Below are 14,317 nucleotides of genomic sequence, written 5' to 3'. Positions count from 1 at the left end.
GGCCCGATCGATGAGCTGGGTCATGTCGATCGGCTGTGTGGCCGCGGCATAGCTGAACTGCCGTCCGCGCCCCGGTGGGGCGAAGCGAGGCAGTAGACGATGTCGGAGTCGGTCACGGGCTGCGTTCGGACGATAGCGGTGGCGGGGGTTGCGGCACCTCCGATGACCAGCAGCCCGATGCCGCCCCAGATCGCGGACCGTCGCCGCACCGCGTGGCGCTGCCGGCTCGATTCGGTGCGCACCTGGGTCAGCAGGGTGTCACGGACCGCGTCGGTGCGAACGTCGGCGGAGTGGTCGGCATGCTCCTCCGATTCGGGGAGGTCTGCGAGCAGGCGACGCCACCTTCTCGTGCTGTGGGTGCGTTTGAGCAACACGTCGTCGGTGACACTCAGGAGCCAGGGGAGGACGGAACCGTCGACGATACACACCGTGTCGCGGTTCTTCCACGCCTCCAGGAAGACCATTGCGACGACGTCGTCCGCATCGTGCGCGCTCTTCAGGTGCGCGTACGCCGTGCCGAACACACTCGTCCGATGACGATCGAGCAAGACAGCGAACGAACCTTCGGTGCCGGAGGTGACCTCCAGCCACAGTGCAGCATCGGTGTCCGGTTCCCCCACGCCGACACCCCCGAATCTGGTCGGACAGAGGCTAACACGAGGCACTGACGGGCTCCGCGGGCGAGTGAGACGCCATCGCGACGCACGCCCACGCGGCACCGGACAAGCGCACAGACAAGGAGGAATCGTGGCACCGGTCGCGCTCTGGACTGCGCTGTTCGCCGTCGGGCTCATCGTCGTGGCAGCGTTGACCGCCGTCCTCGTGTGGGCGTACCGCCGGTTCACCAGCCGGTAGCGTCAACGAAAAACCCCCGGACTCCGTTCGGGACCGGGGGCTTTCTTGGTGGCTCCGACCGGCATCGATCCGGTGACCTTTCGATTTTCAGTCGAACGCTCTACCAACTGAGCTACAGAGCCGTGGGACTCGCGGCGCCCGAGGCGCCCTCGTCCACGTAGACGGAAGCCCTTCCGAGTGGAAGGGCTTGTCGCCGTGGCGACCCTGACGGGACTTGAACCCGCGACCTCCGCCGTGACAGGGCGGCACGCTAACCAACTGCGCTACAGGGCCTTATTGTGGTGCTTTTTGAATTGTAGTGGACGCCGTTGGACGTGACCCCAACGGGATTCGAACCCGTGCTACCGCCGTGAAAGGGCGGCGTCCTAGGCCGCTAAACGATGGGGCCGGATCGTCCCGAATCGCTTTCGCTTTCCGATGACCACCGACGCATAAGCATACGGAAGTGTCGTCGAGAATGCGAATCGCGCCCGGATCCCGGGCGGGTCGAGCGGTCGCGCGCGGCCTCGGTTCGCGCAACGCCACGCGGAAATCCCCCGACCGCCGTATGCGGACGCATAGTCTGCGAGCCAGGCGGTCCCCCCGGCCGCCCGTGCGGACGCACGCCCCCGATCCGGCATTACGGCCATCCGACCCTGGCCCGCAGACCCCGTGTTGCTAAAGTTGCGCATGTTGACTGCGGTTCATCTGTGACGCATGTGACCGATGTCGACGCGAGAAGTGAGCGGGTCGAGAACACGATGAGAAGCCAGACGTCGAGCCGAGAGGTTCCCACGAACAGGCCCAGCGGCCCCCGCCGCCGGGCGGTCCGCGCTGCCCTCGCCGGCCTCGCCGTCGCCGCCGTGACAGCGGTCGGCGCTGTCGCTGCTCCGGCATATGCGGACAACTACCCGTCCTGGCAGGACGTCCAGAACGCCAAGGCGAACGAGTCCGCCGCCACTGCCCAGGTCGACCGGATCAACGGCCTCATCTCCTCCCTCAAGCAGGAGGTCGCCGACACGCAGGCCGCTGCCGTGAAGCGCGGCGAAGAGCTGGAGGTCGCGCAGGCGAACTTCGACACGGCGACGATGAAGGCGCTCGACCTCGAGTCGCAGGCGGCCGCGAGCAAGAAGAAGGCGGACGACGCGAGCGAGCAGGCGGGCAAGCTCGCCGCCCAGCTCTACCGCACCGGTGGCCGCAATCTGACCGCGAACCTCTTCCTCAGCGGCAACAACGCGAGTTCTACGAGCCCGGACAAGCTGCTCTCCGGCCTCGGCAGCATGTCGAAGCTGGTGGAGCAGTCGAACAAGGTCTACACCGACGCGAAGACCGCGCAGAACACGGCCAGGTCGCTCTCCCTGCAGGCGGACCAGGCCAAGGCCGAGCGCGAGCGACTCCGGGTCGTCGCCGAGGCCGCGATGCAGGCGGCCATCGAAGCGGCGAAGGCCGCGCAGGACAAGCTGGCCGAGCAGCAGAAGCAGATCGTGATCATGCAGGCGCAGGTCGCCGCCCTCAAGGACGCCACCGCCAAGACCGTCGCCGGCTACGAAGCCGGCGTCGCCGCGGCCGCTGCAGCGGCGGCAGCCCGCGGCTCGGGCGGACTGCCGGGCGGCTACGTCGGTCCACAGGGGTGGGCGGTTCCGGCCGCCGGACCGATCACCGACGGCTTCGGCGCCCGTCCCTCCCCGGGAGGCGTCGGAAGCACGTACCACCTGGGCATCGACATCGGCGCCTCGTGCAACTCGCCCATCTACGCGGCCCACGACGGCACGGTCATCTACGCCGGCCCGAACGGCTCGTACGGCAACTTCGTCCTCCTCGACAACGGCAGCGCGGTCAAGACCGGTTACGCGCACATCCGCGACGGCGGCATCCTCGTCGGAATCGGGCAGCACGTCAGCGCCGGTCAGCCCATCGCGCGCGTCGGAACGACGGGGGCGTCCACCGGCTGCCACCTCCACTACGAGGTGCGCATCAACGACACGAAGATCGACGGCATCCCGTTCATGAGAGACAGGCAGGCACCCCTTGGCTAACGAGAACGAGAAGAGCAGCCGCATCCGCCCGGGCCTCGCCATCGGCGCGGGCGTCATGGGAGCGGTCACCGCCTCCATCGGCATCGTGACCCCCGCGCAGGCGGTCGACTACCCGTCGTGGAACGACGTGCAGCAGGCCAAGAACAACGTGGCCAACCAGCAGGCGATGATCGACAACATCACCTCCCTGATCTCGGGGCTGCAGTCGAGTGTGGATGCGGCCCGTGTCGCCTCCGAGAAGGCGGCGGAGGCGTACTTCCAGGCGAAGGACGCGCTGACAGCGGCGACGGCCAAGGCCGACGACCTGCAGAAGCAGGCGTCCGACGCGGCGGACAAGGCCAAGACGTCGAAGATGCGCGCCGGTCTCCTCGCCTCCCACCTGGCGAAGTCCGGCGGCGGAGACGTGACGACCGACCTCATGCTCAAGGGCGGAGGCTCGGGTTCGGCCGCGGACAAGCTCCTGTTCCAGCTCGGAACGATGAGCAAGCTGACCGAGCAGTCGAAGGCCGTCTACGATCAGGCGACCAAGGACAAGAACACCGCAGACGCGTTGACCGCCCAGGCGAAGGCCGCCAAGACCGAGCGTGAGGCGCTCGCGGCCGAGGCCGACAAGGCGCTCGCGGCGGCGCAGGCAGCGCAGAGCCAGGCGCAGGCGGCCCTGGCCACGCAGCAGCAGAAGTCGACGGAGCTCGTCGCGCAGCTCGCGACGCTGAAGAACACGTCGGCGCAGACCGAGGCCGCGTACCTCCAGGGCGAGCAGATCAAGGCGCAGCAGGAGGCGGCCCGCAAGGCGGCCGAGGAGGAGCAGCGGCGTCAGCAGGCGGCGCAGCAGCAACAGCAGCAGCAGGCGGCGCGGCCTCCGGCGTCGTCCGGTGGTGGGGGAGGCGGCGGCGCTGCCCCTGCTGCTCCGGCCGCTCCCGCGGCCCCCAACGGCAACGTCGTGCAGACCGCGATCGCGTACGCCCGAGCCCAACTCGGCAAGCCGTACATCTTCGGCGGCGAGGGCCCGACCGGCTACGACTGCTCGGGCCTCACCATGAAGGCGTACGCGTACGCCGGCCTCTACATCGGCTCCCACTCCGTGAACAACCAGTACTACACGGCGGCCGGCCGCGGTCAGCTCGTGTCGTACAGCGCCAAGCAAGCGGGCGACCTGATCTTCTGGGGCTCCGGCCCCGGCGACTTCTACCACGTCGGCATCTACATCGGCGGCGGCATGATGATCGCGGCGCCCACCGAGGGCGACGTCGTCAAGATCCAGTCCGTCTGGGGCTCCCCCTACCGCCTGGTCGCGCGCCCCAGCGCCTGACCCCCACCGCCCGACCTCCCCACCGTCGAGTACACGAAAACTGCACGGATTCGCGCCGAATCCGTGCAGTTTTCGTGTACTCGACGGTGGGGAGGGAGGGGGTTAGTGCTCGTCGGCTAGCTTGGCGATCGCCTTCTGGATGATGGTCTCGGCCTCCGTGGCGTCGCCCCAGCCCTCGATGTTGACGAACTTGCCCGGCTCGAGGTCCTTGTAGCGGGCGAAGAAGTGCTCGATCTCCTTGCGGGTCTGCTCCGGAATGTCGTCGACGTCCTGGATGTGCAGCCAGCGCGGGTCCTTGTACGGCACGGCGATGATCTTCGCGTCGCCGCCGGCCTCGTCGCTCATGTTGAGGACGGCGACCGGGCGCACCTTCACGCCGACACCCGGGAAGACCGGGTACTCGAGCAGGACGAGCGCGTCCAGAGGGTCGCCGTCGTCGCCGAGGGTGTTCTCGAAGAAGCCGTAGTCCGTCGGGTAGACGAAGCTGGTGAACAGCACGCGGTCGAGGTACACGCGACCGGTCTCGTGGTCCACCTCGTACTTGTTGCGGCTCCCCTTGGGGATCTCGATGACGACGTCGTATTCGGCCATGCCGGTGCTCCTTTGTGGTCGTGATTCCGCACTAACGTTACTAGGTGCCCCTCAACGGTTCCCCCGCCCCGGAGCGCCGCCCGCGCCTGACTCCCGCGATCGCGGACGCGCGCCGTGCGGTCCGGACGGCCCTCGCCGCCGCCGCCGCGCTTCCGGGCGTCGACCCGCACGACGACCACGGTCCCGCCCGCCCTGCACCATTGACGGCTGGCGCCCTCGTCCTCGTCGGCCTGAGTGGGGGAGCGGACTCGCTCGCGCTCGCGGCGGCGACCGCCTTCGAAGCGCCTCGCGCCGGTTTCCGGGCGGGCGCGGTGATCGTCGACCATGGCCTCCAGCCCGGTTCGGAGGCGGTGGCCGCACGGGCTGCAGAGCAGGCGCGCTCCCTCGAGCTCGACCCCGTGCGGATCGACCGGGTGGAGGTCGCCGCGACGGGCGGCCCGGAGGCTGCCGCGCGCGCCGCGCGGCACGCCGCCTTCGATCGCGCCCGTGCGGAGACCGGCGCCGAGCGCATCCTGCTCGCCCACACCCTCGACGACCAGGCCGAGACCGTCCTGCTCGGCCTCGCCCGCGGCTCTGGCCCGTCCAGCCTGCAGGGGATGCTGCCGGACACCGGCCGCCTCCTCCGCCCGTTCCTCGGCCTGCGCCGGGCGGAGACGCGCGCCTTCTGCGCCGACAGCCGCCTGGAGCCGTGGGACGACCCGCACAACGACGACCCCTCTTACACGCGCGTGCGCGTGAGGCAGGCCGTCCTCCCCATGCTCGAGCACGAGCTGGGCCCGGGCGTCGCGGAGGCGCTCGCGCGCACCGCGGAACAGGTGCGCGAGGACGACGAGGCGCTTGACGGCCTCGCCCTCGAGTGGGCGCAGGAGCTGGTCGGCCAGGCTGACGACGGAGCGGTCGAGCTGGACGTCCGCGGCCTCGCCGCGGATCCCGCCGCGCTCCGCCAGCGGATCGTCCGGCTGGTGGTCTCCGCCGAGTTCGGCGTGTCCCTGACGCGCGCCCACACGCTGGCCGTCACGTCGCTGATCACCGACTGGCACGGGCAGGGTCCGGTCGATCTGCCAGGCGTTAGAGTTGTCAGGCAGAACGGCCTGCTCAGGTTTCACCCCACCACGTAAGGACAGCGCCTCCCCCATGGAACTCACGGACGTTCAGGACGACCTCACAGAGATTCTGATCACCGAGGAGCAGATCCGCTCCCGCATCGCCGAGTTGGCCCGGGAGGTGGAGCGCGACTACGCAGGCAAGGACGTGCTCCTGATCGGCGTGCTCAAGGGGGCGGTCATGGTCATGGCCGACCTGTCCCGCGAGCTCCGCATCCCCGTCACGATGGACTGGATGGCCGTCAGCTCCTACGGAAGCGGCACGCAGTCCAGCGGGGTCGTGCGCATCCTGAAAGACCTGGACACCGACCTCAGCGGCAAGACGGTCCTGATCGTCGAAGACATCATCGACTCCGGCCTGACGCTGTCGTGGCTGCTGTCGAACCTCCGCAGCCGCGGCCCCGAGTCGATCGAGATCTTCACCCTGCTGCGCAAGCCGGACGCCGCGCGGGTCGAGATCGACGTCCAGTACGTCGGTTTCGACATCCCCAACCAGTTCGTCGTCGGCTACGGCCTCGACTACGACGAGCGCTACCGCACCCTCCGCGGAGTGGGCATCCTGGCCCCCGCCGTGTACAGCTGACGCAGCCCTCGCGCACGCAGAGCGCCCAGAGCGAACACGCAGGAGGCCCACAGCGCCGAGGCGGTACTGTGGTCGCACCATGAACGTCAAGAAGATCTTCCGCGGCCCGATCCTGTACGTCGTGCTCGCGATCATCGCGGTGTGGATCGGCTCCAGCCTGATCACGATGTCGGGATTCAAGAGCGTCTCCACCCAGAAGGGCCTGGAGTACCTCTCCCAGGACAAGGTGTCGAGCGCGAAGATCGTCGACGGTGAGAACCGCGTCGACCTGACGCTGAAAGAGGCGGACGGCAATCTGGGCAACCAGGTGCAGTTCTACTACGTGACGCCGCGCGGCCAGGATGTCGTCAAGGCGGTCGACGACGCGAACCTCCCCAAGGGCTACGACGACGAGGTCCCGCAGCCGAACTGGTTCGTCAACATCCTCGGCTTCCTCATCCCTGCGCTGCTCATCGGCGTGTTCTTCTGGATCATGATCTCGGGCATGCAGGGCGGCGGCAACAAGGTCATGCAGTTCGGCAAGTCGCGGGCGAAGCTCGTCACGAAGGAGACCCCCAAGGTCACCTTCGACGACGTGGCGGGGTCGGACGAGGCCATCGAGGAGCTGCAGGAGATCAAGGACTTCCTGAAGGAGCCGGCCAAGTTCCAGGCGGTCGGCGCCCGCATCCCGAAGGGCGTGCTGCTGTACGGCCCTCCTGGCACCGGCAAGACGCTGCTGGCCCGCGCTGTCGCGGGTGAGGCGGGCGTCCCGTTCTACTCGATCTCGGGTTCGGACTTCGTCGAGATGTTCGTCGGCGTCGGCGCCAGCCGCGTCCGCGACCTGTTCCAGCAGGCCAAGGAGAACTCCCCCGCCATCATCTTCATCGACGAGATCGACGCCGTCGGCCGCCACCGCGGCGCCGGCCTGGGCGGCGGTCACGACGAGCGCGAGCAGACCCTCAACCAGTTGCTGGTCGAGATGGACGGCTTCGACCCGAAGACCAATGTCATCCTGATCGCCGCGACCAACCGTCCCGACATCCTCGACCCCGCGCTGCTGCGCCCGGGCCGGTTCGACCGTCAGATCGGCGTGGATGCGCCCGACATGCTCGGCCGCAAGAAGATCCTCGAGGTGCACGGCCGCGGCAAGCCGCTGGCGGCCTCCGTCGACCTCGAGGTGCTGGCACGCAAGACGCCCGGTTTCACCGGCGCCGACCTGGCCAACGTCCTCAACGAGGCCGCACTGCTGACCGCGCGCTCGAACGCGCAGCTGATCGACAACCGCGCCCTCGACGAGGCCGTGGACCGCGTGATCGCGGGTCCGCAGAAGCGCACCCGGGTCATGAAGGACCAGGAGAAGCTGATCACGGCGTACCACGAGGGCGGCCACGCGCTCGCCGCCGCGGCGATGCGTCACACCGATCCGGTCACGAAGATCACCATCCTGCCGCGCGGCCGTGCCCTCGGCTACACGATGGTGATGCCGCTGGAGGACAAGTACTCCGTCACCCGCAACGAGCTGCTCGACCAGCTCGCCTATGCCATGGGCGGCCGTGTCGCCGAGGAGATCGTGTTCCACGACCCGACGACCGGTGCGTCGAACGACATCGAGAAGGCGACCTCCATCGCCCGCAAGATGGTCACCGAGTACGGCATGAGCGCCGACATCGGGTCGGTCAAGCTGGGCCAGGCGAACGGCGAGATGTTCCTCGGCCGCGACATGGGCCACCAGCGGGACTACTCGGAGCGGATCGCCGAGCGCGTCGACGCCGAAGTGCGCGCCCTCATCGAGAAGGCGCACGACGAGGCGTGGGAGGTACTCAACGACAACCGCGCGGTGCTCGACCGCCTCGCGGCTGCTCTGCTCGAGCAGGAGACGCTCGACCACAACCAGATCGCCGAGATCTTCGCCGACGTGAAGAAGCTCCCGGAGCGCCCGCAGTGGCTGTCCAGTGACAAGCGTCCGATCTCGGATGTGCCCCCGATCCCGTTCCCCAAGGCGCCGATCGACGCCGGCGCGGTCGACGGTGGAGTGGACTCCGAGCCGCCCGCGGCGAAGCCGAAGCGCGCGCCCGCCATCAAGCCGCGGCCGGCCACCGCATAGGGCCGCCGCGCGCATGACCGGCATCGACCGTCCGCGCATCGAAGCGGCCGTCGCCGAGATCCTCGCCGCCATCGGCGAGGATCCGGCGCGTCCGGGGCTGGCGCAGACGCCGTCGCGTGTCGCCGACGCCTACGCCGAGTTCTTCGCCGGTCTCGGCCGGGATGCGGCGGACGACCTCGGTGAGCCTGTTCCGCTGGAGGGAGACCGGCAAGCCGAGACCGTGCTGCTGCGCGACATCGAGTTCCGCTCCGTCTGCGAGCACCACCTCCTCCCGTTCGTCGGCGTGGCGCACATCGCCTACCTGCCGGGCGAGACCGTGATCGGCCTGGGGCGCATCCCTCGGGTCATCGAGACGCTCGCCGCGCGCCCGCAGGTGCAGGAGCGGCTGACCGAGCAGATCGCGGACACCATCGAACGCGGCGCCGACGCGCGCGGCGTGCTGGTCGTCCTCGACGCTTCGCACTCCTGCGTGACGACGCGGGGGCCGCGCCAGACGGGGAGCACCACGGTCACGGTCGCCGCGCGGGGCGCCTACACCGACCCGACCGCCCGCGCGGAGCTCATGGCGCTGATCGGGCGTGGCTCCGAGTGACCCTCATCATGGGCGTCCTGAATGTGACGCCGGACTCGTTCAGCGACGGCGGGCTCTGGCTGGAGCCCGGGGCGGCGATCGAGCACGGTCTGGAGCTGGTCGCGCAGGGCGCCGACCTGGTGGATGTCGGCGGAGAGTCGACGCGACCGGGGGCGGTGCGCGTCGATCCGGTCGAGGAGCAGAACCGCGTCGTCCCGGTCATCCGCGAGCTGGCGGCGAACGGTGTGACCGTGAGCGTTGACACGCTGAACGCCTCCACCGCACGCGCAGCCGTCGAAGCGGGAGCCGCGATCATCAACGACGTGTCTGGAGGCCTCGGCGACCCCGGGATGCCGGATGCCGTCATCGACACAGGTGCCCAGTACGTCGTCATGCACTGGCGTGGACGCCTCGACGCCGCGGACTCGCGTGCCGTCTACAGCCACACGGTCGCCGAGGTGCGGACGGAGCTGTCGGCACGTATCACCGACCTCCTGCAGCGCGGCGTCGACCCGGCCAAGCTCATCCTGGATCCGGGTCTGGGGTTCTCCAAGAACGCCCGGCACAACTGGCAGGTGCTCGCCGGCCTGCCGCAGATCGAGACGCTCGGCTACCCGGTGCTCATCGGTGCGTCGCGAAAGCGGTTCCTCGGAGCGCTCCTCCCGGAGGGTGCGCCGGCCGAGGACCGCGACGCGCCGACCGCGGTGATCTCCGCGCTGGCCGCGCAGGCGGGGGCGTGGGCGGTGCGCGTCCACGACGTGCCGTCGACGCGGCTCGCGCTCGACGTGACCCGGGCGTGGCAAGCTGGACGCGATGACTAGCATCCACTCGCGGCCGACCGATTCGATCGTCCTGACCGGGTTGCGCGTGCGCGCCAACCACGGTGTCTTCGAGTTCGAGCGGTCGGAGGGGCAGGACTTCGTGGTCGACGTGACGGCGTGGCTCGACCTGTCTCCGGCGGCGGCGGGGGACGACCTGGCGGCGACGGTCCATTACGGCGAGCTGGCAGAGGAGGTCGCGGCCGCGGTGCAGCGGGACCCGGTGGACCTCATCGAGACGGTCGCCGAGCGGGTCGCCGCGACGGTGCTCGCTCACGAGCCCGTCGATGCCGTCGAGGTGACAGTGCACAAACCGCAGGCTCCCATCAGCGTGCCGTTCGGTGATGTGGCCGTGCGGATCGTCCGGAGCCGGCCGTGAACGCGGCGCCGATCGGCAAGCCGGTGCGGATGCGCGTCGGTGTTCCCGCCGTGCTGGCCTTCGGCAGCAACCTGGGGGACAGGGCGGCCACCATCCGCGCCGCCGTGGCGGCTCTGAACGAGGAGCCCGGGATCGACGTGCGGGCCGTGTCGCGCTTGTACGAGACGCCGGCGCTCAAGCCCGCGGGGATCGACGAGGAGGCGCCCGCATATCTCAACGCCGTTGCGCTGGTCCGGACGCTGCTGGAGCCGCTGGGGCTCCTCGGCGTCGTGAACGCCGTCGAGGACGACCTGGGCCGCGTGCGCGAGGAGCGCTGGGGCGACCGCACGATCGACATCGACATCGTCGACTTCGACGGGATCATGTCGGATGACGACCCGCGCATCGTGCTCCCGCATCCTCGCGTGCACGAGCGCGCGTTCGTGCTCGTCCCCTGGCTCGACGTCGACCCTGGCGCGCGGCTCGCGGGCCGTGGGGCGGTCGCCGACCTGGCGGCCCGTGCGACCGATCCGGTACAGCTCTGGGAGGACCGCTCGTGAAGCGCACCGGCCCCACCGCGCTCATCGGACTCGGCGTCGCCGGCCTGGCGATCGGGTTCCTCGCCGAACTGGCAGCGGCCGGGATGGGCGTCGCCGTCTTCATCCCACCGCTGACCCTCCCGATCACGCTGGTGGCCGTCGCCGTCATCGTCGTGGCGTTCGCGGTGCCCATCCGCCGGGCGGTCCGCGGTCGCAGTGTGCGGCGGATCGACCCGTTCCAGGCGACGCGGATCGTGGTGCTGGCGAAGGCCTGCAGCCTGAGCGGAGCGCTGCTGGTCGGAGCGGGCATCGGCGTCGGCGCCTATCTGCTGAGCAGGGATGTGCTCCCCGGTGGCAACGCGATCCTGCTGACGGCCCTTGCGACGGCAGGCGCGGTCATCCTCCTCGTGGCCGGGCTGGTCGCGGAGCTGTTCTGCACCCTCCCTCCCGGTGATGACGACGAGCGCACGGAGAACGTCCATGTCCGATCGGATTGACCTCGGCGTCGGCGACTGGCGTCGCGTCTCGCCGAAGTACGTGCTCGTGGTCATCGCGAGCACCATCATCAGCGGACTGGTGCTGTCCGCCGGCTGTCTCTTCCTGTGGCTGGTCGGCGGGTGGACGTTCGGCTGGGTGCTCCTCGCTGCAGTCGTCGTGGTGAGCGTGATCGCGCTCGTGATCGCGCCGCGCCGGGCGCGGTCGATCGGGTACCTGCTGCGCGACGACGACCTGCTGTTCCGCCGCGGCATCATGTTCCAGCGCTTCGTCTCGGTGCCGTACGGGCGGATGCAGCTGATCGACATCAACCGCGGCCCGGTCAGCCGGATGCTCGGCCTGGCGGACCTGAAGTTCGTCACCGCGGCGGCGTCCACCGGTGTCATGGTTCCCGGGCTGCCCGAGCCGGACGCGGCCGAGCTGCGCGACCGTCTGGTCGAGCTGGCGGAGAGCAGACGGGCGGGACTGTGAGCGCGCCGCAGCCGTCGGCGCAGGGGCCGGCGTCGAGCCTGTCGTCGGCGGAGCGCGCGGCCGAGCGGTACACCGACGGCGAGTGGCACCGGCTGCATCCGGCGACACCGTTGCTGCGCGGCGGCATCGTGTTCATCGCCGTGTTCGGGTTCGTGCTGTCCAACCTGCGTGAGCGGCTGATCAACTTCTTCGTCGGTGCGCCGCAGTACGGCGGAGACCCGCTTGACGCGATCTACAACCACGGCTGGGAGGGCTGGGCGCTCCTCGGCGTCGCGGTCGTGCTGCTGCTCTGCCTCGGCGCGTTCTACCTGTCGTGGAGGATGCACAGCTTCCGGATCACCGGCGACGCGGTCGAGGTGCGCAGCGGCATCCTGTTCCGTACCCAGCGCAAGGCTCGATTGGACAGGATCCAGGGCATCAACGTGGTCCGCCCGCTGCTGGCCCGACTGGTCGGCGCGGCCAAGCTGGACATCTCGGTGGCCGGTCATGACGCGAACGTGCAGCTCGCCTACCTCGGGTCGACCCTGGCCGACGGACTGCGCGGTGACGTGCTGCGGCTGGCGTCGGGGGTCCGTGCGGCGGAGGCCGCGGCCGGCGGCAGTAGTGCGGTGGCGGCCGGGGTGGACGGGGCGGCCGGGGTGGCCGCCACCGGGCCAGGTGCCGCGTCGCGCTCCGCAGCTGTGGGCGAGTTGGTGGGGCGACGGGTGAACGAGTTCCTCGCCCCCGAACTCGACCCGAACGCGGCGCCCCCGGAGTCGGTCGTGAAGATCCCGCCGCTGCGTCTGTTCGGTTCGCTCGTGCTCAGCGGGTTCACCGTCTTCGTGCTCGTCGTCGTCGCGTTCCTGATGTGGGGCGCGGCGAGCGGGGCGTTGTGGCTCCTGATCGTCGTGCTGCCGGGGCTGATCGGCTCCGCCAGCTTCTACATCCGCCGCTTCACGAAGTCGCTCCGCTACTCTGTCGCCGGCACTCCCGACGGGGTGCGTGTCGGGTTCGGTCTCCTGAGCACGAGCAACGAGACCCTGCCGCCTGGCCGCATCCACGCCGTCGAGGTGCTGCAGCCGCTGCTGTGGCGGCCGTTCGGCTGGTGGCAGATCCGGATCGACACCGCCGGGCACTCGCGCGAGAAGGGCGCCGCGGGGCAGCCGAACACCACGATGCTGCCCGTCGGCGACGCGGCGGATGTCTCCCGCGTGCTCTCGCTGGTCCTGCCCGGGTTCGCGACGGACGAGCACCGCGCGATCATCGAGGCCGGCATGGTCTCGGGCGGTCATGACGACTTCACCGGCAGCCCGCACCGGGCCGTGTGGATCCGCCCGTTCTCGTGGAAGCGCACCGGCTTCCGGCTGGATGGCGATGTCATCCTCCTTCGTCGTGGTTTCGTGTGGCGCAGTCTGGCCATCGTTCCGCTGGCGCGTCTGCAGAGCCTGGAGGTGCAGCAGGGACCGCTGGACGCAGCCCTGACGCTGGCGAAGGCCCGGTTCCACACCGTGTCCGGCCCGGTCCGGCCGCGCCTGGGCGCGATCGACGGGCCGACCGCCGTGACGCTGTTCCAGGAGGTGTCCGCGCGAGCCGTCGCCGCCGCCGCTGCCGACCGCAGCCATCGCTGGGGCAGCCATCCGGAACCGGGGACCGATTCTGGGCCCACGCCGGCACCGGCACCGGCACCTTCACCGGCACCTTCACCGGCACCGTCCACCCCCATCGAGGAGGAACACTGATGCTCCCGTCCGCCCGCCCGCCGTCGCAGCGTTCCGGACGTCTCGGCCTCGGAATCGTGGGCGCCGGCCGCGTCGGCCCGATTCTGGGCTTGGCGCTCGCCGGAGCAGGCCACGCGATCGTCGGTGTCTCTGCGGTGTCGGAGCGGAGCCGTGAGCGCGCCCAGGGCATGCTGCCCCACGTGCCGATCCTCGACGTGCCGACGGTGGTGGAGCGCAGCGAGCTGGTCGTTCTGGCCGTTCCGGACGCCGAGCTCCCCGGACTGGTGGCCGGCCTCGCCGCCACGGGGACCTGGCAGCCGGGCCAGATCGTCCTCCACACCGCCCCCGGCTTCGGGATCGACGTGCTGCAGCCTGCCGCCGCGGCCGGGGCCATTCCGCTGGCGGTGCATCCAGCGCTCGAGTTCACCGGGACGAGCCTCGACTTGACCCGTCTGGCCGAGAGTTACTTCGCCGTCACCGCGCCCGCTCCGGTTCTGCCGATCGCGCAGGCCCTCGTGGTGGAGATGGGCGGTGAGCCGGTGGTCGTCGCCGAGGCCGATCGACCGGCGTACGCCGAGGCGATCGCGACCGCCACCTCGTTCTCGCGCTCGATCGTGGAGCAGTCGACCGGTCTCCTGCGAACCATCGGCGTCGAGAACCCTGGTTCGTACCTCAGCTCGCTGATCCGTTCGACGGTCGACAACGCCCTCACGCGGGCCGGCGCACCGACGCGCCTCGAGGTCGAGGATGTCATCGACGCCCTGGGGAGTGAGCCGGATGCCGATCCCGGTGACGACGGGCGGGGCTGGTTCCTCCACGGCGAGTAGCC

Annotated in this window: 15 protein-coding genes and 3 tRNA genes; 13 read left to right on the top strand and 5 right to left on the bottom strand. The window is 70.0% G+C overall.

Annotation, left to right across the window (positions count from 1 at the left end):
* Positions 1–20: 20 nt before the first annotated feature.
* From SB754_RS13295 to SB754_RS13280, 4 genes are all read right to left on the bottom strand, one after another.
* Entirely contained in the window at positions 21–620 is a 600-nt protein-coding gene (locus tag SB754_RS13295) for an RNA polymerase sigma factor (RefSeq protein WP_410782777.1), read from the bottom strand.
* A 281-nt stretch (positions 621–901) separates the two neighbouring features.
* Positions 902–977 (bottom strand) — tRNA-Phe (locus SB754_RS13290).
* A gap of 74 nt (positions 978–1,051) precedes the next feature.
* Positions 1,052–1,128 (bottom strand) — tRNA-Asp (locus SB754_RS13285).
* A 42-nt stretch (positions 1,129–1,170) separates the two neighbouring features.
* Positions 1,171–1,243 (bottom strand) — tRNA-Glu (locus SB754_RS13280).
* A 301-nt stretch (positions 1,244–1,544) separates the two neighbouring features.
* Here SB754_RS13280 and SB754_RS13275 point away from each other — a divergent pair.
* Positions 1,545–2,870, top strand: a complete 1,326-nt coding sequence (locus SB754_RS13275; protein ID WP_410782776.1) for a peptidoglycan DD-metalloendopeptidase family protein — start codon at positions 1,545–1,547, stop codon at positions 2,868–2,870.
* A complete protein-coding gene (locus SB754_RS13270; RefSeq protein ID WP_410782775.1) occupies positions 2,863–4,179 on the top strand; it encodes an NlpC/P60 family protein in 1,317 nt (438 codons plus the stop codon). The genes SB754_RS13275 and SB754_RS13270 overlap by 8 nt, the downstream gene beginning before the upstream one ends.
* Positions 4,180–4,281: 102 nt before the next feature.
* Here the strand turns inward: SB754_RS13270 and SB754_RS13265 are convergent, their stop codons facing one another.
* Positions 4,282–4,770 carry an inorganic diphosphatase gene (locus tag SB754_RS13265; protein ID WP_410782774.1) on the bottom strand — a complete coding sequence of 163 codons (489 nt, stop codon included), beginning with the start codon at positions 4,768–4,770 and terminating at the stop codon, positions 4,282–4,284.
* Between the two features lie 44 nt (positions 4,771–4,814).
* Between SB754_RS13265 and tilS the strand changes: the two genes are divergently transcribed.
* The 11 genes from tilS to SB754_RS13210 all read left to right on the top strand — a co-directional run bounded on the left by tilS (position 4,815) and on the right by SB754_RS13210 (position 14,315).
* A complete protein-coding gene (tilS, locus tag SB754_RS13260; protein ID WP_410782773.1) occupies positions 4,815–5,888 on the top strand; it encodes a tRNA lysidine(34) synthetase TilS in 1,074 nt (357 codons plus the stop codon).
* A 16-nt stretch (positions 5,889–5,904) separates the two neighbouring features.
* Entirely contained in the window at positions 5,905–6,456 is a 552-nt protein-coding gene (gene hpt, locus SB754_RS13255; protein WP_410782772.1) for a hypoxanthine phosphoribosyltransferase, read from the top strand.
* A gap of 79 nt (positions 6,457–6,535) precedes the next feature.
* The gene (ftsH, locus tag SB754_RS13250) at positions 6,536–8,539 is read left to right on the top strand and encodes an ATP-dependent zinc metalloprotease FtsH (protein ID WP_410782771.1); all 2,004 of its coding nucleotides are present in this window, start codon (positions 6,536–6,538) and stop codon (positions 8,537–8,539) included.
* 13 nt (positions 8,540–8,552) lie between these two features.
* Positions 8,553–9,131: a GTP cyclohydrolase I FolE gene (gene folE, locus SB754_RS13245; protein WP_410782770.1), complete on the top strand. Its 579-nt coding sequence runs from the start codon at positions 8,553–8,555 to the stop codon at positions 9,129–9,131.
* 8 nt (positions 9,132–9,139) lie between these two features.
* Entirely contained in the window at positions 9,140–9,931 is a 792-nt protein-coding gene (gene folP / locus SB754_RS13240) for a dihydropteroate synthase (protein WP_410782769.1), read from the top strand.
* Positions 9,924–10,307, top strand: a complete 384-nt coding sequence (folB, locus tag SB754_RS13235) for a dihydroneopterin aldolase (RefSeq protein ID WP_410782768.1) — start codon at positions 9,924–9,926, stop codon at positions 10,305–10,307. The genes folP and folB overlap by 8 nt, the downstream gene beginning before the upstream one ends.
* Positions 10,304–10,846 carry a 2-amino-4-hydroxy-6-hydroxymethyldihydropteridine diphosphokinase gene (folK, locus tag SB754_RS13230; RefSeq protein WP_410782767.1) on the top strand — a complete coding sequence of 181 codons (543 nt, stop codon included), beginning with the start codon at positions 10,304–10,306 and terminating at the stop codon, positions 10,844–10,846. The genes folB and folK overlap by 4 nt, the downstream gene beginning before the upstream one ends.
* The gene (locus SB754_RS13225) at positions 10,843–11,322 is read left to right on the top strand and encodes a DUF3180 domain-containing protein (RefSeq protein ID WP_410782766.1); all 480 of its coding nucleotides are present in this window, start codon (positions 10,843–10,845) and stop codon (positions 11,320–11,322) included. Before folK ends, SB754_RS13225 begins: the two co-directional genes overlap by 4 nt.
* Positions 11,306–11,791, top strand: a complete 486-nt coding sequence (locus tag SB754_RS13220; protein WP_410782765.1) for a PH domain-containing protein — start codon at positions 11,306–11,308, stop codon at positions 11,789–11,791. The genes SB754_RS13225 and SB754_RS13220 overlap by 17 nt, the downstream gene beginning before the upstream one ends.
* Positions 11,788–13,509 (top strand): PH domain-containing protein, encoded by a 1,722-nt coding sequence (locus SB754_RS13215; RefSeq protein ID WP_410782764.1) that lies wholly within the window; start codon positions 11,788–11,790, stop codon positions 13,507–13,509. The genes SB754_RS13220 and SB754_RS13215 overlap by 4 nt, the downstream gene beginning before the upstream one ends.
* On the top strand, positions 13,509–14,315 hold the full coding sequence (locus tag SB754_RS13210; protein WP_410782763.1) for a Rossmann-like and DUF2520 domain-containing protein: 807 nt from the start codon (positions 13,509–13,511) through the stop codon (positions 14,313–14,315). The genes SB754_RS13215 and SB754_RS13210 overlap by 1 nt, the downstream gene beginning before the upstream one ends.
* Positions 14,316–14,317 lie beyond the last annotated feature (2 nt).

It is taken from the genome of Leifsonia sp. SIMBA_070, assembly GCF_046534635.1.
In the GTDB taxonomy this organism is placed as follows: Bacteria; Actinomycetota; Actinomycetes; order Actinomycetales; family Microbacteriaceae; genus Leifsonia.
The sequence above is the reverse complement of the archived record's forward strand: the minus strand, read 5'-3'. Positions and strand labels throughout refer to the sequence as shown.